Source organism: Proteus sp. fly-1089 (assembly GCF_040138965.1).
In the GTDB taxonomy this organism is placed as follows: Bacteria; Pseudomonadota; Gammaproteobacteria; order Enterobacterales; family Enterobacteriaceae; genus Proteus; species Proteus vulgaris_B.
This window is the reverse complement of the sequence record NZ_JBEETS010000003.1, coordinates 141035-164957: the sequence shown is the minus strand read 5'-3', so window position 1 is coordinate 164957 and position 23923 is coordinate 141035. Positions and strand designations below refer to the sequence as shown.

General features: G+C 36.1%; 20 protein-coding genes and 1 tRNA gene. 14 read left to right on the top strand and 7 right to left on the bottom strand.

Annotated features, from left to right (window positions below; genetic code table 11):
* The first annotated feature begins 22 nt into the window (after positions 1-22).
* From gcvT to gcvP, 3 genes are all read left to right on the top strand, one after another.
* On the top strand, positions 23-1117 hold the full coding sequence (gene gcvT, locus ABN080_RS09960) for a glycine cleavage system aminomethyltransferase GcvT (protein WP_349440932.1): 1095 nt from the start codon (positions 23-25) through the stop codon (positions 1115-1117).
* A 34-nt stretch (positions 1118-1151) separates the two neighbouring features.
* On the top strand, positions 1152-1544 hold the full coding sequence (gcvH, locus tag ABN080_RS09955) for a glycine cleavage system protein GcvH (RefSeq protein WP_349440931.1): 393 nt from the start codon (positions 1152-1154) through the stop codon (positions 1542-1544).
* A 129-nt stretch (positions 1545-1673) separates the two neighbouring features.
* Positions 1674-4550, top strand: coding sequence for an aminomethyl-transferring glycine dehydrogenase (gene gcvP / locus ABN080_RS09950; protein WP_349440930.1), 2877 nt, complete (start codon positions 1674-1676; stop codon positions 4548-4550).
* A gap of 67 nt (positions 4551-4617) precedes the next feature.
* On the opposite strand, the gene ABN080_RS09945 is transcribed toward gcvP, so the two are convergent.
* Positions 4618-5220, bottom strand: a complete 603-nt coding sequence (locus tag ABN080_RS09945; protein WP_196554925.1) for an HD domain-containing protein — start codon at positions 5218-5220, stop codon at positions 4618-4620.
* Between the two features lie 27 nt (positions 5221-5247).
* Positions 5248-6234: a tRNA-modifying protein YgfZ gene (ygfZ, locus tag ABN080_RS09940; protein WP_196554924.1), complete on the bottom strand. Its 987-nt coding sequence runs from the start codon at positions 6232-6234 to the stop codon at positions 5248-5250.
* A gap of 263 nt (positions 6235-6497) precedes the next feature.
* Here ygfZ and sdhE point away from each other — a divergent pair, with 263 nt between their 5' ends.
* Together sdhE and ABN080_RS09930 are read left to right on the top strand one after the other, a co-directional pair.
* Entirely contained in the window at positions 6498-6773 is a 276-nt protein-coding gene (sdhE, locus tag ABN080_RS09935) for an FAD assembly factor SdhE (protein ID WP_036938885.1), read from the top strand.
* 460 nt (positions 6774-7233) lie between these two features.
* On the top strand, positions 7234-7641 hold the full coding sequence (locus tag ABN080_RS09930; protein ID WP_109407423.1) for a protein YgfX: 408 nt from the start codon (positions 7234-7236) through the stop codon (positions 7639-7641).
* Positions 7642-7657: 16 nt separating this feature from the next.
* On the opposite strand, the gene fldB is transcribed toward ABN080_RS09930, so the two are convergent.
* Positions 7658-8176, bottom strand: a complete 519-nt coding sequence (gene fldB, locus ABN080_RS09925) for a flavodoxin FldB (RefSeq protein WP_196554922.1) — start codon at positions 8174-8176, stop codon at positions 7658-7660.
* A 108-nt stretch (positions 8177-8284) separates the two neighbouring features.
* Here fldB and xerD point away from each other — a divergent pair, with 108 nt between their 5' ends.
* The 7 genes from xerD to ABN080_RS09890 all read left to right on the top strand — a co-directional run bounded on the left by xerD (position 8285) and on the right by ABN080_RS09890 (position 16989).
* Complete coding sequence (gene xerD / locus ABN080_RS09920) at positions 8285-9223, top strand: site-specific tyrosine recombinase XerD (protein ID WP_349440929.1); 939 nt, start codon at positions 8285-8287, stop codon at positions 9221-9223.
* Positions 9224-9256: 33 nt separating this feature from the next.
* Positions 9257-9964 (top strand): bifunctional protein-disulfide isomerase/oxidoreductase DsbC, encoded by a 708-nt coding sequence (dsbC, locus tag ABN080_RS09915; protein ID WP_072069225.1) that lies wholly within the window; start codon positions 9257-9259, stop codon positions 9962-9964.
* A gap of 9 nt (positions 9965-9973) precedes the next feature.
* Positions 9974-11707 carry a single-stranded-DNA-specific exonuclease RecJ gene (recJ, locus tag ABN080_RS09910; protein ID WP_072069224.1) on the top strand — a complete coding sequence of 578 codons (1734 nt, stop codon included), beginning with the start codon at positions 9974-9976 and terminating at the stop codon, positions 11705-11707.
* A gap of 172 nt (positions 11708-11879) precedes the next feature.
* Positions 11880-12978 (top strand): peptide chain release factor 2 gene (gene prfB / locus ABN080_RS09905; protein WP_099074846.1). Its coding sequence is split into 2 segments (ribosomal slippage): positions 11880-11954 and positions 11956-12978, totalling 1098 coding nucleotides; the frame shifts between segments, so codons are not numbered across the junction.
* Between the two features lie 8 nt (positions 12979-12986).
* Positions 12987-14501: a lysine--tRNA ligase gene (gene lysS, locus ABN080_RS09900; protein ID WP_349440928.1), complete on the top strand. Its 1515-nt coding sequence runs from the start codon at positions 12987-12989 to the stop codon at positions 14499-14501.
* Between the two features lie 191 nt (positions 14502-14692).
* Positions 14693-14766, top strand: a tRNA-Gly gene (locus ABN080_RS09895).
* Positions 14767-15438: 672 nt separating this feature from the next.
* Positions 15439-16989, top strand: coding sequence for a methyl-accepting chemotaxis protein (locus ABN080_RS09890; protein ID WP_349440927.1), 1551 nt, complete (start codon positions 15439-15441; stop codon positions 16987-16989).
* A gap of 407 nt (positions 16990-17396) precedes the next feature.
* Here the strand turns inward: ABN080_RS09890 and ABN080_RS09885 are convergent, their stop codons facing one another.
* From ABN080_RS09885 to ABN080_RS09875, 3 genes are all read right to left on the bottom strand, one after another.
* Positions 17397-17600: a hypothetical protein gene (locus tag ABN080_RS09885; RefSeq protein ID WP_349440926.1), complete on the bottom strand. Its 204-nt coding sequence runs from the start codon at positions 17598-17600 to the stop codon at positions 17397-17399.
* A 296-nt stretch (positions 17601-17896) separates the two neighbouring features.
* Positions 17897-18106 (bottom strand): sigma-S stabilization anti-adapter protein IraP, encoded by a 210-nt coding sequence (locus ABN080_RS09880; protein ID WP_072069219.1) that lies wholly within the window; start codon positions 18104-18106, stop codon positions 17897-17899.
* 519 nt (positions 18107-18625) lie between these two features.
* Positions 18626-19174 (bottom strand): NADPH-dependent FMN reductase, encoded by a 549-nt coding sequence (locus ABN080_RS09875; protein ID WP_115350647.1) that lies wholly within the window; start codon positions 19172-19174, stop codon positions 18626-18628.
* Positions 19175-19615: 441 nt separating this feature from the next.
* Between ABN080_RS09875 and ABN080_RS09870 the strand changes: the two genes are divergently transcribed.
* Together ABN080_RS09870 and ABN080_RS09865 are read left to right on the top strand one after the other, a co-directional pair.
* Positions 19616-20113 carry a YuaE family lipoprotein gene (locus ABN080_RS09870; RefSeq protein ID WP_349440925.1) on the top strand — a complete coding sequence of 166 codons (498 nt, stop codon included), beginning with the start codon at positions 19616-19618 and terminating at the stop codon, positions 20111-20113.
* A 5-nt stretch (positions 20114-20118) separates the two neighbouring features.
* Positions 20119-22935 (top strand): sugar transporter, encoded by a 2817-nt coding sequence (locus ABN080_RS09865; protein ID WP_349440924.1) that lies wholly within the window; start codon positions 20119-20121, stop codon positions 22933-22935.
* Between the two features lie 60 nt (positions 22936-22995).
* Here ABN080_RS09865 and ABN080_RS09860 read toward each other — a convergent pair whose 3' ends face one another.
* Complete coding sequence (locus tag ABN080_RS09860) at positions 22996-23856, bottom strand: T3SS regulon anti-activator ExsD domain-containing protein (RefSeq protein ID WP_349440923.1); 861 nt, start codon at positions 23854-23856, stop codon at positions 22996-22998.
* Positions 23857-23923: the final 67 nt, after the last annotated feature.

The window sequence follows — 23923 nt, the reverse complement described above, 5'->3', positions numbered from 1 at the left end:
GTAAAAGTAGAAAGAGGGAAGAATGGCAAAACAGACTCCGTTGTATGATGAGCACGTAGCCTGCGGTGCTCGTATGGTCGATTTTCATGGTTGGATGATGCCGTTGCATTATGGCTCTCAAATAGATGAACATCACAATGTACGCAGTGATGCAGGTATGTTTGATGTTTCTCATATGACCATTGTTGATTTACATGGCTCGCAAGTTAAAGATTTCCTACGTTATTTATTAGCGAATGATGTCGCTAAACTCACCGAAAAAGGTAAGGCGCTTTATACCGGTATGCTTAATGCATCAGGTGGTGTAATTGACGATCTTATCGTCTATTACTTTGATGATTCTTTCTATCGCCTTGTGGTGAACTCCGCTACTCGTGAAAAAGATCTGGCATGGATTGAACAACATGCTTCAGATTACGTGGTTGATATTACTGTTCGTGATGACTTGGCTTTAATCGCGGTTCAAGGCCCTCACGCACAAGAAAAGGTTCAACGATTATTGACTGAACAGCAACGCCAAGTTGTTTCAACTATGAAGCCTTTTTATGGTGTAGAACTTGATGACTTATTTATCGCAACAACAGGCTATACAGGTGAAGCGGGTTATGAAATTGCGATGCCAAAAGAGCAAGCAGTCGATTTCTGGAAAAAATTATTAGCGGTGGGTGTTAAACCTGCCGGATTAGGTGCAAGAGATACATTACGCTTAGAAGCTGGAATGAATCTTTATAGCCAAGAGATGGATGAAACTATTAATCCGCTTGAAGCTAATATGGGGTGGACGATTGCGTGGGCACCTGAAGATCGTCAATTTATTGGTCGAGAAGCATTAGAAAAATTACGCGCAACAGGCACAGATAAACTTGTCGGCCTTGTTATGCGAGAGAAAGGTGTGTTACGTGCAGGTACTGCCGTACACTTTACTGATGATTTGGGTGAATTAAGAGAAGGTGTGATTACAAGCGGTACTTTTTCGCCCACATTAGGCTTTAGTATTGCATTAGCAAGAGTTCCCGCAGGTATTAAAGATAGCGCAATTGTATTAATGCGTAATCGTGAAATGCCAGTAGAAGTTGTTAAACCTGGTTTTGTTCGTTCAGGTAAAGCATTGGTATAACACGCACAATTATTTTAAATGGAGAGTAAGGTCAATGAGTCAAATACCTAGTGAATTAAAATACGCGCAGTCTCATGAGTGGGTCCGTTCAGAAGGCAATGGTGAATACACTATCGGTATTACTGAACATGCACAGGAATTATTAGGTGACATGGTGTTTGTTGATCTACCTGAAGTGGGTAGAGAAGTAGTAGCCGGTGATGATTGTGCAGTAGCGGAATCAGTAAAAGCCGCATCAGATATTTATTCACCATTATCGGGTGAAATTATCGCAGTAAATGAAGAGTTAGATGGTTCTCCAGAGCTGGTAAACAGCGCACCTTACGGAGAAGGTTGGCTATTTCGCATTAAAGCAAATAATGAAAGCGAATTAGATGACCTACTTGATGCTACTGGTTATCAAGAGTTGGTAGATAGCGAAGAATAAAACTAAGCGCCCCGTCAAATCATACCGGGGCGTTTTTATTTATTAGCTTGTTATTTGTTGCTATCACTACGTTCTTTAAGCCATGGCTATTACCTATCCATTCATCGTGAATTCAGGAAATTACTTGCAATGACACAGACTTTAAATCAGTTAGAGTATCGTGATGAATTTATTCGTCGCCATATTGGTTCATCACCAGAACAGATTAAAGAGATGCTCAGTGCTGTTGGCGTCTCCTCATTAAATGAATTAACCCAAAAAATTGTTCCAGATAATATCCAACTAGATACTCCACCAAATGTGGGAGCTGGAGCAACAGAGCAAGAAGCCTTGGCTGAACTTAAAGCCATTGCCAGCCAAAATAAGCGTTTTACTTCTTATATTGGTATGGGTTATGCGCCTTCTGTATTGCCCCCCGTGATTTTACGTAATTTATTAGAAAATCCAGGTTGGTATACCGCTTATACACCGTATCAGCCAGAAGTGTCTCAAGGCCGCCTTGAATCACTGCTGAATTTCCAACAAGTCACTATTGATTATACGGGAATGGATCTCGCTTCTGCGTCGTTACTCGATGAAGCAACGGCTGCCGCTGAAGCAATGGCGATGGCAAAACGTGTAAGCAAACTAAAAAATGCAGATCGTTTCTTTGTCGCTGATGATATTCATCCCCAAACCCTAGATGTGGTAAAAACACGCGCAGATACCTTTGGTTTTGAGGTTGTTGTTGATAAAGCGGAAAAGGTATTAGAGCTTGAAGGTGTTTTTGGTGTGCTATTACAACAAGTTGGCACAACAGGTGAAGTTCATGATTACAGTAAGTTATTGGCTGAACTGAAAGAACGCAAAATTATTACGAGTGTTGCTGCCGATTTAATGGCGCTGGTGGTATTAACAGCGCCAGGTCATCAAGGTGCTGATATCGTATTAGGTTCAGCACAACGTTTTGGTGTACCAATGGGATATGGTGGTCCTCATGCGGCATTCTTTGCTTGTCGTGATGAATATAAGCGAGCAATGCCTGGTCGTATCATTGGTGTTTCTCGTGATGCCGCAGGTAATCGTGCATTACGTATGGCAATGCAAACACGAGAACAGCATATTCGTCGTGAAAAAGCCAACTCCAATATTTGTACATCTCAAGTTTTACTTGCCAACATTGCTGCTATGTATGCGGTTTATCATGGGCCTGAAGGGTTAAAAACCATCGCTCAACGTATTCATCGTTTAACTGATATTTTGGCTGCGGGTTTACAACAAAATGGCATGACCTTACGCCATCAAACTTGGTTTGATACCTTAACGGTTGAAACAGCAGATAAAGCCGCTGTATTACAACGTGCAAAAGACGCTGAAATTAACTTGCGCACGGATATTGTGGGTGCCGTTGGTGTCACATTAAGTGAAATAACAACTCGTGAAGATGTATTAAAGCTTATTGAGATCCTTAGTGGTAAAGCATTAGTAGGTGATATTGATACACTTGATAAACAAGTCGTTTCATCTTCAGCATCTATTCCCGCGTCTATGCTACGTAAAGACACTGTGTTAACACATGAAAATTTTCATCATTATCACAGTGAAACTGAAATGATGCGTTATATGCATCGTTTAGAAAATAAAGACTTAGCTTTAAATCAAGCAATGATCCCATTAGGTTCATGTACGATGAAACTAAATGCGGCTGCTGAAATGATCCCAATTACATGGCCTGAGTTTACAGAGCTACATCCATTCTGCCCAGCCTATCAAGCGAAAGGCTATCAGGTGATGATTGGACAATTGGCTAATTGGCTTGCTGCATTAACCGGTTATGATGCAATGTGTATGCAACCAAACTCTGGGGCTCAAGGGGAATATGCGGGTCTATTAGCAATCCGCCGTTATCACCAAAGTCGTGGTGATAATGCACGTCATATCTGTTTAATTCCAAGCTCAGCACATGGTACTAACCCTGCGTCTGCACATATGGCAGGCATGACTGTGGTGGTTGTTGGTTGTGATGACAATGGCAACATTGATATTGCAGACTTAAAAGCCAAAGCAGAAAAACATCAAGCTGAACTCTCTTGCGTAATGGTGACATATCCATCAACACATGGTGTTTACGAAGAAGGTATTCGTGAAGTTTGCGAGATTATTCATCAATATGGCGGACAAGTTTATCTTGATGGTGCCAATATGAATGCGCAAGTAGGGATAACTACACCAGGCTTTATTGGCTCTGATGTTTCTCACTTAAACTTGCATAAAACCTTCTGTATCCCCCATGGTGGTGGTGGTCCTGGTATGGGGCCTATTGGTGTGAAATCACACTTAGCACCATTTGTACCGGGGCATTCTGTTGTTGAAATGGAAAATGTCACCACACAAGGTGCAGTTTCTGCTGCCCAGTTCGGTAGTGCTTCAATATTACCAATTAGTTGGATGTATATTCGTATGATGGGGTCGCAAGGGCTTAAACAAGCAAGCCAAGTGGCAATCTTAAATGCGAACTATATTGCACAACGTTTGAAAAATGACTATGACATTCTTTATGCTGGCGCTGATGGTTATGTCGCACATGAATGTATTATCGATATTCGCCCATTAAAAGCGAATTATGGTATCAGTGAAATGGATGTGGCTAAGCGTTTAATTGATTATGGATTCCACGCTCCAACCATGTCCTTTCCTGTTGCGGGTACATTGATGATTGAGCCGACAGAATCAGAAAGTAAAGTAGAAATTGACCGCTTTATTGAAGCGCTGCTTTCTATCCGAGCTGAAATTGCACAGGTAGATAAAGGCGTATGGCCGATTGGTGACAATCCATTAGTTAATGCACCTCATACACAATATGAATTAGTACAAGAGTGGTCACACAGTTATAGCCGAGAATGCGCTGTGTTCCCAAGTGAAGCAACGAAACAAAGCAAATATTGGCCAGCGGTTAAACGTCTTGATGATGTATATGGCGATCGTCATTTACATTGTTCATGTGCGCCAATTAGTGATTACGAATAAGCTTTAATCTAACAATATTTCTAAATTAAATACCGATGGTTAAGTTAGCCATCGGTATTTTTTGTTGTTACTTCAACCAGCCTTTTTTCTGCGCCTCTAATAACTGAGGGTAGAGATATTGCCAAAACTCTGGCCACTGTTTTTCAATAAACAGGTTGCGCGCTAATACTTGTTCTAAGCGGATATTATTTTCCACCCAACTTTGACCTTCATTATGTAAGTTCATCAGCATTGGCATGGCGCGATCAAGAATATTAGCAAACTGAGATTCAGGTGTTTCAGCCGCATCATATTCCAGCCATAAATTGAGGAAATATTCACTTTGTGGGGATGGTAATAAAGCAAAAATGCGTCTTGCGGCTTTTTGCTCGTGTTCTTTGATTGCTTCACGAGCAGCAACGTCATACACCATAACGTCACCAGCGTCGATCTCAACGATATCGTGGACTAAAGCTAATTGAATAGCACGTCCCATATCAATATTGCCTGCATAAGGTTGGAAACTCATTGCGGCAACCGCAAAATGCCAGCTATGTTCTGCCGTATTTTCAGAACGGCTATTGTCTAACACATTATTTTTACGATAAACACGTTTAAGTTTATCTAATTCCATAATGAAATTAATAGTCTCTGAAAAGGGGCCAAAAGCCCCATTAGGTTGTTGTGTCATAAAAATCCATTCTGATTTAAATAAGAGTTACTCTTCTTCTAAAGAATAAGGAAGAGGTTTAATGGATAAGCGACTGATGTTGTCGCCTTGGACACGAAATACGCTGTCAGCTTCCATGTCGTTATTCATAATAACTTCTGTAAGGATAGTATTGTCAGCCATACGTACAGCACTTAATACAGTGCCCGTTTTACGCCATTTATCTTCACCTAATTGCCACTCAATACTACCGCCAATTTCTGGTAACTCAGTACTACCACCAGATAATAGATACATAGCACGTTTATTGGCGCCTCTGAACTTCGCACGAGAGACCATTTCTTGACCAGTATAACAGCCTTTTTTAAAGCAGATGCTCAGAGGTAATGCTTGTAGGTTTGTTGCTTGAGGTAAGAACTGTTCGATATTTGGGGTATCAATAATAGGGTATCCAGCTTCAATATCTAAAGCTAACCATTGTTCACTATCACTTGTTTCAGCTTTTAATGTCGTGGCTAGATTTTTTGCTGTTTCTTCGTCAGTGACAATTAAGAAGCGCTCAGTAGGTAAAGGCAATTGAAGAATATAAGTATTATCGTGATTAACGACTTCATTCGCTTTGCGAGGAATATTAGGAAAATAGTCAGCTAAAGCCTGAGCTGCGCCTTGCCCTGCTAATCCTAATAATACGGCTTGTGTATTTTCGGCTAGGGTTATTTTTGAAAATACTGCGTATTTCTTTAATTCAGTCAGTTGTTTTTGTGCGACATTCTTACGCAAAATATAAGCAAAACCGTCTTGCATATGGAAAAAGCGTAATGTGCTCCACATTTTTCCTTTTGCTTCACAGTGTGCTGATAGTGTATGCGTGGTTGCAGGAAGTGCTGTAATATCGGTTGTTAATTGGCCTTGTAGATATTTTTCACTGTCAGCACCGGTTGCTGTTATCAGTGACCATTCATCTAAAGAAATCAGTGTTAACGGTAAATTGATTGCCGCATGAGGGCGTTTAGCCTGAGTCGAATTTTGAGTCATGATGTCACCAGCGATTAAATTAATCAGATACATCAGTTATGGTAAAAGAGTCACGAGACAATGCAAGTCATTATTATTTATAACGCACAGAAAATGAACCTGACAAATGACCATTAAGAGTGTATTCAATATGGTGTCTATGAGACGAAACCTGCAAACTGTGATCATTTTGATGTTAAAAATTTCGTGATAAGACTATCATCGAGGTAGGAAGAAATCGTAGTATTTCTTGATTTGAACAATGTAAAGAGCAGAGTATGACTATCGATATAGAGAATAAAGCACGAATTAACTGGGCATGTCGCCGTGGAATGCGCGAGCTGGATATTTCTATCATGCCTTTTTTCGAAAATGAGTACGATACGTTATCTGATAACGATAAAGCGCTTTTTGTTCGTTTACTCGAATGTGCAGATCCTGATTTATTTAACTGGTTAATGAATCATGGTCGTCCTGACGATGAATCGCTCTATTATATGGTAAAGTTAATCCAAGAGCGTAATCGGGCGAGAATGGCAGAGATCGTTGATAAATATTAATAAAAAAAACGTATAAAATCAGCGATAGGCTAAATGATAATTTTTATTGGTTATAAAGACGCCTTTATTATCTAATAAAGGCGTTTTTTATTTTTATATAAAAATAATATTAGTTATGTTCTAAAATGTGATGAAATAAAAAACAGGTTTGCGATAAAAATGCGTGTTATCTCTATAAATCATCGTTTAAATGATCTTTTTTCATGATTATCTTCTGAGTATTTAGTAAATCAGGTATGCTCATTTTATTAAAACAGCAATTTAAAAAGAATAAAGATTACGTACTTATTATTAAATTGTTTTTTTGATTAAGTATAAAATAGTCATAAATAATAAAAAATTAAATCTAAAATGTAAGGTAAACTATTTACAAGGTTAAAAAAGAAGTTACATTATAAATAGGTTATTCTTTAACGTTATTTATATCGGTATAGAACTAAAGCAGGAGTTAATATAACTCGTGATCTTATGGAAATCGCATCTTACAGTGTCATGGTTTACACAACTCTTTTCAACGGCAATCTATGTTGCTTTTGAAATAGGCTTATTGCTATATCCATGGCCTCCCGATTTTATTTATATTTGGGTGCCTTTGTTACTATTTTTGATTGGAAGCTGGTATTTTACGCAAAAAAATATTAGTCGAATCAAAGGTGATTTTGCTTTACTGAATGGTAATCGAGTGCAATGGAAACTTCATGAGTGGCAAATTACAAAGCGTCCCTGGATTAGTCGATTTGGTACTCGAATAACGTTGACCTCTATTTTGAATAAAAAACAAATCACGTTATGGGTCGCTTTTGATAGCATGACTGAAAATGAATGGCGTAATTTTTCGCAACTGTTAATGCAATACCCAGATATTTAATCTCTGGGCATTCTATTTATAAATTTTCTTCTATTTCACGTAAAATTTGCATACACCATTGTGATAAACGTTCATCAGTTTCTTCAAATTGATTAACGTCATCTAATGCAAGGCCAACAAAATGCTTGCCATCATCTGATAATGGTTTTGGACTGACAAACTCATATCCATCAACAGGCCAGAACCCAATAAATTTAACGCCACTTGGCAATAAATGATGGTAAAGCATACCTAGTGCATCAAGAAACCATTCGCTGTAATCGACTTGGTCACCCATTCCATACATCGCAATAAGTTTGTTTTTTAAATTTAATGTTGGCAATGTTTCCCAAATGTTGAGCCAATCTTCTTGGATTTCGCCAAAATCCCAAGTGGGAATACCTAAAATAAGAATGTCATATTGCTCCATAAGCGTGATATCACACTCTTGAACATTATGAAGATCAACGAACTCTTCACCGAGAATATCACGAATTTTTTCTGCCGCCATTTCGGTGTAACAGGTGCTAGAACCGTAAAATAGACCAATTTTCATAAAGATTTTTAGGATATTTTTGCCAATAAAGGTCACTATTGTATCAGAAAAAAAGTTTTATAAGGCATAATGTAAAGGCAATAAACTAAAGAGCAGGAGAGTAAGACTGTGCCACAAACCAAATTATCGATAAAAAAAACAACGCAGACTCATGAAGATACAGATATTATCATTGAGCAATTTCTCGACAATATTTGGTTAGAACAAGGATTATCAGCCAATACACTCAATTCTTATCGCTTAGATTTACAAGCATTAGGTCAATGGCTTATACATCATCAATCGGATTGGTTATCTGTGACCACCTTGGATTTACAATCTTTTCTCGCAACGCGTCTTGATGAAGGCTATAAAGCCAGTAGTGCTGCTCGTTTGCTCAGTACAATGCGTCGATTATTTCAATATCTTTATCGTGAAAAATTACGCTTAGATGATCCTAGTGCATTACTCTCAACCCCAAAATTGCCAAAACGCTTACCTAAAGATTTAAGTGAACGGCAAGTGGATGATTTACTTAATGCGCCTTGTATTGATGAGCCATTAGAATTACGCGATAAAGCAATGCTTGAAGTGCTTTATGCCTGTGGACTTCGAGTTTCTGAATTAGTGGGATTATCTCTTTCTGATATCAGCTTACGGCAAGGTGTATTAAGAGTGATCGGTAAGGGTGATAAAGAACGATTAGTCCCTTTAGGGGAAGAGGCTATTTACTGGTTAGAACAATATCTGCAATATGGAAGACCCACTTTAATGCAAGGAAAAACAGATGATATCGTTTTTCCTAGCCTAAGAGGGCAAAAAATGACACGACAAACTTTTTGGCATCGGATAAAACATTATGCTGTGATTGCTGGAATTGATACTGAAAAGTTATCACCCCATGTGTTGCGCCATGCATTTGCAACACATCTTTTAAATCATGGAGCAGACTTGCGTGTTGTACAGATGTTATTGGGGCACAGTGACCTCTCTACAACACAGATTTATACCCATGTTGCAACAGAGCGCTTGAAAGTGCTTCATCAGCAACATCATCCAAGGGGATAGCCACAAACACGCTGGCATTAAATAGGAATTTAAATGAAAAAGAAATTACTCTGGTTGCCAATACTATTAAGTATGGTGTCAATGCCTGTGCTTGCTGACAATGCTTCTATTGAAGCACAACTGGCTAAAATGCAAATTAAAGCAGAAAGCATTCAACCAACCCCGATTGTTGGATTAAATGCAGTGTTATCAGATAAAGGTATTTTTTATATAACTGACGATGGTAAATACCTAACAGCAGGCCCTATTTATAATATCAGCAGTGGTGAACCTGTTAGTATTGCCAATCAAGTTATTATGAAAAAAGTAGATTCACTTAAAAATGAAATGATCGTTTATAAAGCGCGTAATGAACGCCATGTGATCACCATTTTTACTGATATTAGTTGTCCTTACTGTCAAAAACTTCACCAAGAAGTACCTGAGTTAAATAAACAGGGGATAACAGTACGTTATTTAGCATTTCCTCGTAATGGTGTTGGCAATAATATAGTGAGTAAAGAAATGAATGCTGTGTGGTGTAGCGGCTTCCCTAATAAATCATTAGACAGTGCATTTAAAGGTGACAAAATTATTCCCATTGATGAATGTAAAAAAATTAATATTAATGAACATTTTAAATTAGGTACCATGATGGGAATTCAAGGTACACCTGCTATTGTGTTACCTAATGCGAGTATTTATGGCGGGTATATTTCTGCTCAAAACCTTATTGAATTATTAGATAAAAAAGAGAAGTAATCACGTTTTATGGTCACTATTGAACCGACACTACGTCGTCGAATTGCACAGGCAACTCAATTGCCGGATAACTTAGATCCTTTATTACGACAGATTTATGCTAATCGTGGAATAACATCTGAAGTTCAACTAGAACGCTCGTTAAAAGGCTTACTTCATTATCAAGCATTAACTGGAATTGAAACAGCACTTACATTGCTCATTGAGGCTTTAAAACAGCAATCTCGTATCGTGATTGTCGGTGACTTTGATGCCGATGGTGCAACCAGTACAGCACTGGCCATCAAAGCATTACGCCAAATGGGATTTAAACAAGTAAGCTATCATATTCCCAATCGCTTTGATGATGGTTATGGCTTAAGTTCTCAAGTTGTTCATGATGTTGCAAAAAAAGGGGTTGATCTCATTATCACTGTTGATAATGGCATTTCATCTTTTGAAGGTGTGGAGACTGCGCATGAATACGGTATTCGAGTCCTAGTAACAGACCACCATTTGCCGGGGCAAACATTACCAGCTGCTGATGCAATTATTAATCCTAATTTGGCTGATTGTGATTTCTTATCTAAATCATTAGCTGGTGTTGGTGTTACTTTCTATTTAATGACGGCATTACGAGCTGAATTAGAAAAATTAGGTTGGTTTGAGCAACACAATTTAGCACGTCCAAATATGGCTGATTTTCTCGATTTAGTTGCATTAGGAACCGTGGCAGACGTCGTTCCTCTTGATGAGAATAACCGCATTTTTGTTTATGAGGGATTACGTCGTATTCGAGCTGGTCGCTGTTGTGTAGGGATAAAAGCACTTACTGAAGTTTCTCGTAAGGAGCTATCTCAGCTGGTAAGCAGTGACTTAGGTTTTTCTTTAGGGCCACGTTTAAATGCTGCGGGGCGTCTTGATGACATGTCAGTAGGCGTTGCTCTGCTTCTAACGGATAATATTGGCTCTGCGCGTGAAATTGCTAATGAACTTGATGGTTTAAATCAAACGCGTCGTGAAATTGAAGCGGGTATGCAAGAAGAAGCCTCCTCTATTTTCCGCCAATTTATGGGCACTCAACATGACTTGCCGAATGGCTTAGCGATTTATCATCCTGAATGGCATCAAGGTGTTGTGGGTATTTTAGCGTCTCGTATTAAAGAAAAATTACATCGTCCTGTTATTGCTTTTGCACCTAGCGGTGATGGTCTATTAAAAGGTTCCGGTCGTTCAATCAGTGGTGTACATCTTAGGGATGCACTAGAACGATTAAATACTTTAAACCCTGGATTAATGCTTAAGTTTGGTGGGCATGCAATGGCGGCAGGACTTTCACTTGAAGAAGATAAATTCCCGCTATTTCAGCGTCATTTTTCGTCTTTAATGTCTGAATTGGTTTCTGACGAGCAGTTGCAAGGTGTTATTTTATCTGATGGTGAACTAACAGAAAATCAATTATCGCTACCTATTGCTGAAATGCTAAGAGAAGCAGGCCCATGGGGGCAAGCTTTCCCTGAGCCATTATTTGACGGCAAATTTATGTTGTTGCAACAGCGTATTGTAGGGAGTAAGCATTTAAAAATGATGCTTCAGCCTGTAAATAGTCATCTGATGATTGATGCCATTGCATTTAATGTTGATATCAATATTTGGCCTGATAACAGTATTAAAACAGTTGAATTAGCTTATCGATTAGATGTGAATGAATTTAGAGGGCAAAGAAATGCACAATTACTTGTTGAGCACATTTGGCCTTGTTAATTCGAATAATTTAAGCAATTTATTGTGATATAAAGTAAAAGCGTTGTTATGGCAACAACTATTGAGTAGACAATTGTATATAAATGCTATAAACCCGTGGATATATCCGTTACAATATGCGGTTCAAAATTTATTCCAATTGTTTTTGAAAACAACATAAAGACGAAAAAGCATGTTTGAAATCAACCCAGTAAAACACCAAATTGAAGAAGTCTCTGAAAGAACAAATGTTCTCAGGGGGTATCTTTGACTATGATGCCAAGAAAGAGCGTTTAGAAGAAGTTAACGCTGAATTAGAACAACCTGATGTGTGGAATGAGCCAGAAAGGGCGCAAGCATTGGGAAAAGAGCGTTCATCTCTTGAGGCTATCGTAGAAACTATAGACCAATTAGACCAAGGACTAGAAGACGTTTCTGGTTTACTTGAACTAGCGGTTGAAGCTGATGATGAAGAGACATTTAACGAAGCCATTGCTGAATTAGATGTGTTAAATAAAAAGCTTGAGCAATTAGAATTCCGTCGCATGTTCTCTGGTGAATATGACAGTGCGGATTGCTACCTTGATTTGCAAGCAGGCTCTGGTGGTACAGAAGCGCAAGATTGGGCAAGTATGCTGATGCGCATGTACTTACGCTGGGCTGAATCAAGAGGCTTTAAAACGGAAATTATTGAAGAATCTGACGGTGATGTTGCAGGATTAAAATCAGCGACTATCAAAATTATTGGTGAGTACGCTTATGGTTGGTTGCGTACAGAAACAGGTGTTCACCGCCTAGTTCGCAAAAGCCCATTTGACTCAGGTGGCCGTCGCCATACCTCATTTAGTTCTGCCTTTATTTACCCAGAAGTTGATGACAATATTGATATTGAAATCAATCCAGCTGATTTACGTATTGATGTTTATCGTGCTTCAGGTGCGGGTGGGCAGCACGTTAACAAAACAGAATCTGCGGTACGTATAACCCACGTTCCTACAGGTCTTGTCACTCAATGCCAAAATGATCGCTCTCAGCATAAGAACAAAGATCAGGCAATGAAGCAGATGAAAGCGAAGTTATACGAGCTAGAAATGCAGAAGAAAAATGCAGACAAGCAAGTAATGGAAGATAATAAATCCGATATTGGCTGGGGTAGTCAAATTCGTTCTTATGTTCTTGATGATTCACGTATTAAAGATTTACGTACTGGTGTGGAAACACGCAATACACAAGCAGTGTTAGACGGTGATCTTGATAAATTTATTGAAGCTAGCTTAAAAGCGGGCCTGTGAGGAAAAACATGTCGCAACAGCAACAAGGTGCGGAGCAGGCACCTGATTTAAATAACGAACTGCAAACACGCCGCGAAAAATTATCCGCTTTACGTGATAATGGAAACGCATTCCCAAATGATTTCCGCAGAGATGCATTATCTGACGAATTACATCAAAAGTATGATGCAATGAGTGCAGAAGAGTTAGAAGCAGCGAATGTGGAAGTTGCTATTGCAGGTCGTATGATGACTCGCCGTATTATGGGCAAGGCATCTTTCGCTACATTGCAAGACATGGGTGGTCGTATTCAGCTTTATGTTTCTCGTGATGATTTACCAGAAGGTATCTACAACGAGCAATTTAAAAAATGGGATCTTGGCGATATCTTAGGTGCTCGTGGTCGTGTTTTCAAAACGAAAACAGGTGAATTAAGTGTTCATTGTACAGAAGTGCGTTTATTAACTAAAGCACTGCGCCCGTTACCGGATAAATTTCACGGTTTAGCTGACCAAGAAATGCGTTATCGTCAGCGTTATTTAGACCTGATTTCTAACGAAGAATCACGTAAAACTTTCCAAATTCGTTCACAAGTTATGGCGGGTATCCGTCAATTTATGGTGAACAAAGGTTTTATGGAAGTTGAAACGCCAATGATGCAAACCATTCCTGGTGGAGCAAGTGCACGTCCGTTTATTACTCATCATAATGCGTTAGATATTGATATGTATCTGCGTATTGCACCTGAGTTATATTTAAAACGTTTAGTTGTGGGTGGGTTTGATCGCGTATTCGAAATCAACCGTAACTTCCGTAATGAAGGGGTATCACCGCGTCATAACCCAGAGTTCACTATGATGGAACTCTATATGGCGTATGCAGATTACCGTGACTTGATTGACTTAACGGAAGAATTATTCCGTACATTAACTGAAAATGTACTGGGCTCTTCGTTAGTGAAATACGGTGACCAAGAATTTGATTTTGGCAAACCATTTGCCAAATTAACCATGAAAGAAGCTATCTGCAAATATCGTCCAGAAACTGTTATGGCTGATCTTGATGATATGGATAAAGCAGTTGCTATTGCTCAATCTATTGGTATTAAGATTGAGAAAAGCTGGGGTTTAGGCCGTGTTCAGTGTGAAATTTTTGAAGAAGTTGCAGAAAGTCACTTAATTCAACCTACATTTATCATTGAATACCCGGCAGAAGTTTCACCATTAGCTCGTCGTAACGACGATAATCCATTTATCACTGACCGTTTCGAATTCTTTATTGGTGGTCGTGAGATTGGTAATGGTTTCTCTGAGCTTAATGATGCACAAGACCAAGCAGAGCGTTTTGAAGATCAAGTTCGCCAAAAAGAAGCAGGTGATGCTGAAGCGATGTTCTTTGACCACGACTATATTACGGCATTAGAACATGGTTTACCGCCAACAGCTGGCTTAGGGATTGGTATTGACCGTATGGTAATGTTATTTACAGACAGCCATACTATCCGTGATGTCATTTTATTCCCGGCAATGCGCCCTAATAAATAATTGTTATTTTAAATAAATCCTTAATTTAACAATAGCATTAGCGAAGAATAATATAGTTATAAGGCCACCGAAAGGTGGCTTTTTTGTTTTTAAAAATAGTTAGTTATATTTTTTTCGATGATTAAATAATCATTTAAATAAGAAGGGGATTGTCGTTCAATTAGGGAAGCGTATAATCAGAAAAATCACTTGCGGGCGTAGTTCAATGGTAGAACGAGAGCTTCCCAAGCTCTATACGAGGGTTCGATTCCCTTCGCCCGCTCCAAATACCGTAATTAAAAATCAAAATCTGATGCTTGAGCTTCATTATAAAGCTGCTTTAATAATGTATAAAATAAAAATATAAAAAATAATTAATAAATAAATATATAAAAAATTCTAATTTTATTATCTTTAAATTTACTCCACATAAAGATCTCTTCATAAAGTGCATTAGCTTAGTCATTAGCTATTTTTTTGTTTACTCCACATAAAGATCTCTTCATAGAGTGCATTGGCTTAGTCATTAGCTATTTTTTTGTTTACTAGTCAAGGCAAACCAGACTGAAATCACTCGTAAGTAATTGTTATTAAATCATTAAATTAGTAGGGTGATTAAACGATAATGTTTATACTTATATGAATACATTACAATAAGCTATAGATTGGCTTTTTATTTTTAATATAGTTAATAAATATTAACACTCATTACTTGTTTTTAAAATTAATATTTTGTAACTTGTTGATTTTAAATCATATATATTCGTTTCTTAGAATTAGAAAAAAATGATACATAAGTAACGTTTTTGCTTATCTTAACTAACCCTTTTTATGTATAGAAAACAAAAAATCAATTTATAAAAAAAATTAGTAAAAAATTAAAATAAATTGAAAAGATGTCGATAAAAGTACATTACACCCTATTGGGATTACTTTATCTTGTTAGTTGAGAAATTCGATGCAGAAACTTCGTAACATTACTATTCGTATTATGATGATAGTAATACTGGGTACTTTATGTGTGTTATTTGGCGGTGTGAGTCTTTATAGCGCATGGTCACTATCACAAATATCTGAAGGCAATCAGGCTGATAATCAAATAATAAAGCAAATGGCCGCACTTAGTCAGGGAAATGACCAATACTTTCGTTTTACTTCACGGCTTAATCGTTTGGTAGAACAAAAAGCAGAGGGTAAAGAAGTTGACTTTGCACAAGCTCAAATCGCAATGGAAAACATGGAAAAACAGATCGAATATATGAAATCAGTTTCTCCAGGGCCTATGGATACAAATGTCTCTCAAGAATTGATGGAGATTTGGTTAGCTCTTTTTGAACAAGGAGTTAAAAAACAAATGGCACTCGCATTAAATGGCACTATTGAAGAATATGAGCAACATGCTAGAAATGTCACTCCTGCATTAAGTCGCGAATTTGGTGACATTACTGAAAAATTTAATCAAATTGCAAATATAAAAATTGATAGAACGATAGAAAAGGTTGATGAACTTATTGAAATAACTCAAGTTGTTATTTTTATTAGCGCAATTTTAGGTGGGATTATTCTTATTCTCACTGACCGTTACTTGCTGTCCATGTTACAAAAACCATTAGAAAGTATTCGCCAGCATTTTGTAAAAATTACAGAAGGTGATCTTAGTCAACCACTAGAGCATTTTGGTAATAACTGTGCAGGGCGATTAATACCATTATTGAATGGAATGCAAAATAGCTTACATGAGGCAGTGAGCACTATCCGTCAGGGAAGTGACAGTATTTATCGAGGTGCATCTGAAATTGCGAAAGGGAATAATGATTTGGCGTCTCGTACTGAAGAACAAGCGACGGCATTAGAGCAAACAGCCGCAAGTATGGAAGAAATTACCGCTGCAGTTAATCAAAATATGGAGCATGCTTACCAAGCAAGAGAATTAGCTGAAGTGGCGTCAGTCACTGTTGAAAAAGGTAATGAGTTAGCTGAATCTGTCGTCACAACGATGGATGGGATCTCTGATAGTTCAAGCAAAATTGCTGATATTATTAATGTTATCAATAATATAGCATTTCAAACAAATATACTTGCACTAAATGCATCGGTAGAAGCGGCTAGGGCTGGCGCTCATGGTCGAGGTTTTATGGTGGTGGCAAATGAAGTGCGCAATTTAGCGGGAGATAGCGCAAAAGCCGCTAAAGAGATTGAAGTACTTATTGCTGACTCAACGACACGAGTGAAAAAAGGTGCCTGTTTAGTGAGTGATATGGAAAAAACAATGGAAGATATTTTGACAGGAGTAAAACAGGTCACTTCAATAATGAAAGAAATCACTATTGCATCAGAGGAACAAAGTAAAGGTATTGGTCAAGTAAGTGTTGCTATTACTCAAATGGACAGTGTGACGCAACAAAATGCCTCTTTGGTTGAACAGGTCTCAGCAGCAGCCATTTCGTTAGAAAGACAGACCGAAGAATTACAATTATCAGTACAAAAATTCAATCTTGTGCATCATTAATATCGAGATACTTCCATAAGTCATGTGTCTAAGGTGGTAAGTTCTTACTCGTTAGACGCATAGATAAAATAAAAAAGATACGTACATAATTCTATATTTATTCACTATTGATAAAATATTTACTCAATCAGTTAACCAATCATTGACTGAGTATCAATATTATAATAATTTTTCTCAATCCATTTAAAAAATAAAAAAATCATAAAAAACAGACTATTTATAAAGAGTAAACTCATTTAATCTATTTTTAATAGATTGTAGAGTATTTTCTATTTTTCTCTTATAGTCAATCAATCATTGATTATCTTTTCTTTAAGATGATTTTGATTTTTTAAAGGCGCTAATATAATTTACCTCAAGATAATTAATAATAAAAAGAGGTGTGTGGATGATATAGCGCCAGATATTTAGATCATTTTTTTTATATATTGTTCTGTTTTGCTTATAACATCTTTGTATTGAGGATGATTAATGTAGGCATCATTGACGGTTTTGTTTATATCTTGAATTACGACTTCTTTTTGTTTGTCTGTTAAAGTCAATAACAATGCCTTTAATACTACTTTTAATGCTGCAATTTCATACTCTATATTGACAACTTTTTTTTCCATATGCCCCTCAAAAACAATGCTACATTACTGTGTGATTAATTATTTTTTATATTAATTAATTGTTTAAGTAAAACCAAGGAAAAAATAAATCAGCCCAAAGGAGCAATAGTTTAATGATGATTTTATTGAAAAATAAAACTGGGAATATTTGAGCTAGGAAATAATAACTTAATGAATTTCACTTAAGATTGCATTAATGGGAAGAAATTAATGCATATTCTATATAACAAAAGAAATAGGATGCATTATGCACCCTATAATATTTTGGTAAACATAAATTTGAATAACTTTCTTCACTAAGCTTGAGTGAGTTTTTTTACATATTGCTCTGTTAAGTTAATAACTTCATTAAGCTGAGGATATCGATTTGATGTGTCTTCAATTACAATAGATATATTGCCCAGCATATCTCTTCTTTGTTTATCACTTAGCGTGGAAAGTAAAGATTTGATAACAATTTTCAGTGCCGCAATTTCGCACTCAATTTCTTTTAAATTTTTATCCATGATTTACCTGCCAGTATTTAATGGATGAGTAATATAGGTAATTTTTTTGTTTATCACAATTATTGAAGTATATTATTTAGAGATACATCGCACATTATGCCTAATATTCTAATCTAATATAAAATATTAGAAACAATTACTAATTTCTAAATTCTACCAATAAATATTGATATAGCTTTATTGATACTTTCGAACTTTGAGGTAACTGAGCGAAGTGGTGCATTTTGATCTTGTATCTATTTTTATTTAAAGTACTTAATTTTTGCTTGTATAATAAGCACTTTCATTATAATTGTAATGCACATCTTTTAAAGGTGGTCTAAATTAGCCTTAATGTATTGCTTAATATTTAAATGAGGAGTTATATTAATCAGTGTTATTCAGCAAATATTAAAACTTTTATCAGCGGTGATTTATTATTAGATGAAAAACAGAATACTTTATTTTTTTGATGGTCAATAAATGAAAATAAAAAAGAGCTATGTATTAAAAACACAAAGCTCTTTTTAGAGGTATTGATTATTGATTATTTTGTTTTACAAAAGCGACATAAGCATCAACCCAATTTTGCATAAAACGTGCTGTTTTTTCAGAAAATTCTCCATCTTCGACCATCCCATCATACCACTTCAGGTAACACTCAGGCTGATTTAAGGTCGGCATATTTAAGAAAGATAACGAGTTACGTAGATGCTGTTGTGCTATAGCTGTACTAATATTACCGATTGAAACCCCGATAATACCAGCAGGAATTTTATCCCAAGCATTCATTCCATAGGGGCGTGATGCTTGGTCTAGCGCATTTTTGAGGACACCAGGAATAGAACGATTATATTCTGGAGTGACAAAGATAATGCCTTGGCACTCTTTTACGCGTTGCTTGAAACTGATAACAGTAGGAGGTGTATCATTATCATCATCTTGGTTATAGAGAGGGAGGTTACCGATATCAATAAATTCGTAAGTAAACTCTTTAGGGAATAACTTAACTAATGCATTTGCTGTTTGTTTGTTATACGACTCTTTTCTTAAACTGCCGACAACAATGCCTATTTTAAAATGATTCATCTTACTTCTCCTATATTGAAGGATAGAAAAAATATCAGTGACAATATCTAATACTCATTTCTTGATTTTATCTTAGTCGTTAAAGAATGATAACAAAATATAAGCTTAATTATTACACGTAAATGGTGTAAACAAATGATAAAATTAGTATTATTATTTTTATTATTATCTGGTATTATTTTACTGAAATAAAAAACAACCATTTTATATGACAACATTTTTACTAAATAAATCCGATATTCAAAAAATGACATCTTTAGTGTGATGTAGGTAGTGTTTTAAGAAAAAATAAATAAAATGATAGGAGCACTCATTGCAACCTTGAGTGTTAGCCTATTTATTTAGTATGCAGTAGGTAATAGAAAATTATAATAAAATGGCTTAAAATGCGACAACTCATATGCTCTTATTTTTAAGTCTGATCGGGATTAAGGAAAAATGATGTCCTTATTACAAAATAAAAAGAATGTCCTTGCTGTATTTATAACAACCAGCATTCTCGCTTTATCTGGGTGTGTTTGGTCAGATCAAACACGTTCAGTTGAGACGCCAGCACCGGTGCAAGCTCAAGCAACACAGCCCGTTGCTATGACTCAGCCAGTAGCAACAGCACAACCGATTTCTATGACACCTACAGCAGGATCTGTTGACAATGGTGTAGATGCAAGAAAATTAGGATTAGCACCACAAAGCGCTTGTATTAAACAACTTGATTCTCTAAAAACTTTTTCTCCATCGGACTATCAATCTATGATGAGTTCATTTAAAGAAATTAGTGAAATTAATGCGATGTACCGTAGTGTTCAAGACACGGCAAGTAAAGATAGCTTAGATTTACTAAAAATGAGTATTGAATCAAAAACAGAAGTTTTGTGTGCAAAAGTTCGCTATCTGTCGATTATGTCTGTTAATTCGACATTGAAAAAACTAGGTGAATAATTACTATGAAATTAAAGCAGAGTGTTTGTCTCGCTTTTATGCTGTTTCCAACACTGTCGTTTGCCAATAATGAGTTTAATTCTGTTATTGAAGATTTTGACCGTTATTTTGAAACGCAAGAGCCAATTAAAATTGAGCCTAAAACATCTGCTACAATTTCATCGTCAACGAGAACCGGTCAGGCTAATCGTGGAGTAAACCACACAACAAGGGTATCTCAACAAAACAAGCCAGAGCAACGAGTTAAGCCTTCTGTACAAATAAAAAAAGATAATCAGGTAGTCGAGTCAGTAGAGACACCTGATATCACGCTGGCTGAAAATTGCCCAGTATTATCTGAGGATTATTCTAAATTTAAGAGTGATAATACTCGCTATTTGACTCCCTTACTTTCATTTGTTCCGATTAAACCTCAGTTTACACCTGAAGATCTTAATCGATATCAGTACAGAAATAATGCTACGGTCTATAACCCGTTAGCGCTTTATTCGAAAGAAAACTATTCAAAACCTCAACAAAATGAAAATTTCTTATTAGATATTATTCCAGGCACATTTTATTCTGTGACTGCAATTCCTTTCCATTTTGCATATCAATTTAATCGCTCTGTGCTTGATCATAAACAACCTCTTTTTAATAAAATGTTGTTGAATCGTTTAGCCGACACAAGAAATAAATATCAAACTCTGTATCAGAAATATACAGAGCAAACAGTAGCGTTAAAGGAACATTTAGAAAAACTTCAAAAAGCGAATAACCAAATTAAGCAATTGGAACTATCGCTGGCTGAAACAGAAGAAAAATTAGCGACTGCAAATAACTTACTCAATGATGATACATTGAAACAAGCTGTTGCCAAGCTACAAACAGATCTGGAAGAAACAAAAGAAGAACGTGATTTATTAATTAAGCAATTAGCAGATAAAGAAAATGTGTTAAGTGCAACAACTGCAAAAAACACAGAACTAGCAAAACAACAGCAAGATTTTGAAAAACAATCAGAAACACTTAAAAATTTAGAAGTAAAGTTTACTCAACTTGAGCAAGAAAAAGAGCAATTACAATCCCAGTATTTGCAGGCTCAAGCACTATTGAAAGATGATAGTGCTAAAAAAGAAATTGATAAGTTACAAAACTCACTTGAGAGTACGAAAGCCGAACAAGAAAAACTGTTAAGTCAATTAAATGAAAAACAAACATTATTGACTAAAGTCGAGCAAGAAAAAGAAAATGTTCAGGCTCAATATGCACAGGCTGAACAATTACTCCAAGGTAGTCGTGAGCAAAAAGAACAAGAGTTAGCCAAACTAGAAGCTGTAAAAAATAAAGAAATAGCAGTATTGGAAAAATCGTTATCGACAATAACCAATGAACAAACTAATTTGGCCAAGCAACTGGCTGATGTACATAGCCAATTAGCAACTATCAAAAAAGAAAAAGAAGATATTCAATCTCAGTTTGTGCAGGCACAACTATTATTGCAAGATAACACAGCGAAAAAAGAGATAGAGAAACTACAAAGTACATTATTGAAAATCACATCAGAACGTGAAGATTTATCTAAAGAGCTTGCATTAAAAGTAGTAGAAGCAGAAAAACAACAAGATGCTAATAACAAACTTGTTGATGAACAGCGTCAAGAAATAGCACAATTAAAAATACAAGTTGAAAAAAATAACCAAGAACAAACTCAACTAAACAAGTCACTTTTAGCTGTTCAACAACAAAAAGAGCAGGCTGATGAAAAGCTGAAAGCTATACCAGAATTAAAATTACAGTTAGAGAATAAAATAACAGAATTAGCTGACCTGAAAAAAAGCTTATCTGCAGGTGAGAAAGCAGTTGATAATTTAATTACAGATAAAAATAATTTAATTTCTAAATTAGAAAAAGCGCAGAATGAGTTGTCGGCTAAATATCAGGCATTAGATACTCAATTTAAAGAAAGTAATATTGCATTAGCACAACTAACGGTGAGTCAAACAGAAAGTGCCAAGGCTTCTGCATTATTGGAAAAGCAACTTACTGAAAAGCAAAATGTTGTTGATAAATTAAGTAATCAATTAGCTGATGTAAAAGCACAATTAGAAAAACAAAATATAGAAAGTACACAGCAAATTAGTGCGTTAAAGCAACAGCAAACAGAAGCGATTGGACAATCAAAACAGCAAGAAAAGACATTGGCTGACACCCAAAAAGAGATGCGTGATATCACCAAACAGCTTGAAACTCAACGTGCATTAACTCTGTCTTTGGAAGAAAAGAGTACGCAATTAAACGAGCAAATTAAGGCAAAAGAAGCTGAATTAGTGAAAGCTAATACTGAAACAAGCAATGCATTAAAAGAAAATAAAACATTAAAAGAGCAGCTTGAGAAAATAGCAGGTGAAGGGCAAATGATTGCGGGACAACTTGCTTATGCATATTCAATTATTGGTAAAGATAATGCTCAACGCAATAAATCTATTCTATCTGAAATTCAAAAACAAAATTATATACAGTATGACGATAATACCTATTTTAAAATTTTAAAACAGGGTAAACCTGTTGATTCAATTACAGGTAAAACGGTTATATTTACGATGCATGAAGAGTTAACCGACGGGACTGTAACGCTTAATTATGATAAAGCTAAGCCACTTACTTTACCTTATCGTCAATTACCATTACCACTGAATACCTTTATTGCTAAAGCTGGTATCAATGGTAAAGCTAAAATTTATATAAAACCAGGTGGCGGTTATGGGAAAAATGGTGTTCCTGGACAAGTACCACCGGAATCAATGTCTATCGTGACAATTGAAATTTTAGATGTTAAATAAAAATGATTAAATGATAGTATCAGCTCTTTTTTTTCCGTTAAAAGAAGAGCTGGTTTTTATTTATTTCCATAAGAATAGATCATTCTTTAAGCAAAGATCCCTTTCTAATAACCAATCTTTTAGTTTCTGACAATTTTCAGGATACTCTGGGATACTATTCAAAATTTTCCATAAAGGTTTTAATAATTCAGAACTCGGTGTCACTTCCCGTATATAATCTAGTGTATTTGTGATCTCAATATTAAAAGCAGGTTCGGTTTCCCAATGTTCTAAGAGTGACTGAATGCTTTTTTGTAATAAATCATCAATAACAATCAATCTAACATTATCTGTACTAAGTTTAATATTGATATCATCTAAAGATAAAAAAGAGTCTTTTGTATTTGATAGTTGTTTTTCTGCAAATGACTTAATGTTTTCACACTGCATAATTTGAAACTCAAGTTCTTTTTTTGTTTCATAAAGGGTGAATAATTGAGGTGTAATATGTTGAACCCACCAAACAAAAAGTGGTTTTATAATGGCTTGAATTAAGCGCATATGCTCATTGATATTAACGGTTGCTTTTAATGACTGATCCCAATCCATTACTGTAAAAGTAGAATATGACTGCGGTGTATGAAAAGAATGGGAAATCTCAATGATGTTACGAATATCCTCTTTAGTAATAGCGATAAGGCAATGTTTTTTCCGTAAAAACCAAGTAGATTGTAATAAGCTATCTAAATTTTCACGGCATAGTACGCGAGATAATATTTTTATCTGTTGCTCATTAACATTGCTTCTATTGGTATGCAAAGAAAACTGTAGGTTAAATAGCCTATCTACAGTTTTTTTATCATTGCTAACCATCATTTTTTTTAGTAACGCTAAGTAGCCATAATAATGAGGTTGGGTAGGGCATCTATTTTCTTTTATCACGATATACAACTCACTCATAAGAATAAATTCTAAGCATTCTAACGATGAATGGTTTTTTTATATTATG